Genomic DNA, 629 nt, shown 5'->3' on the forward strand with positions numbered 1-629 from the left:
TCAGGGGATAAATATCACATTTTTGTGGTCACTTCAACCCGTGGACATGAAAAACAACCCACGGCAACCCGCCAAAATAAAAGATTGCTGATTTTAAGTTTGAAAATTATATACACTGCCCTCCAAAAGTTTGGAAACGCCCTAGAAAAGTGGGGTTTTGGACAATATTGGCATGAATCCTTTTTAATTTGTGATAATTTTGCACTGATAAGGGACAACACAAACTACGAAAACATATTTTATTACATAAACAGTTTATACATAGAAAAAACTTAAATTTTCGATTCATCAAAATATCCACCATTAGCAGCTATTACAGCTCTGCATAATCTGGGCCTAAATTCATTAATTGGCAATCAATTGTTGTAGCTATTAAGGTGTGCTGAGTCTGCTGACCTAAAAATCTTTTAAAAACCTGGGCCAAATTTAAACCAGTAACCAGGCATCACAGCTGGCAAAGGGGCATGTCTGACTTTGACATGTATATATTGCCATTATTATGTAATCAAAATGAAAATTATTATTGCTGGTCTTCAATGATAATGTCAAGTTACTTTAATGTATTTGCACCAAAAAATGATAAGGATTTATGCTGATATCGTCCAAAACCACACTTTGCCAGGGGTGTT

General features: G+C 34.8%; 1 protein-coding gene. It reads left to right on the plus strand.

Going from position 1 to position 629, the window contains the following annotated elements:
• Nucleotides 1-276, plus strand: a 276-nt coding sequence (locus C8054_RS32990) for a hypothetical protein (RefSeq protein ID WP_233220273.1), incomplete at its 5' end; no start/stop codon positions are given.
• Between the last annotated feature and the right edge of the window lie 353 nt (nt 277-629).

The organism is Micromonospora sp. RP3T (genome assembly GCF_003027925.1).
Lineage (GTDB): Bacteria > Actinomycetota > Actinomycetes > Mycobacteriales > Micromonosporaceae > Micromonospora.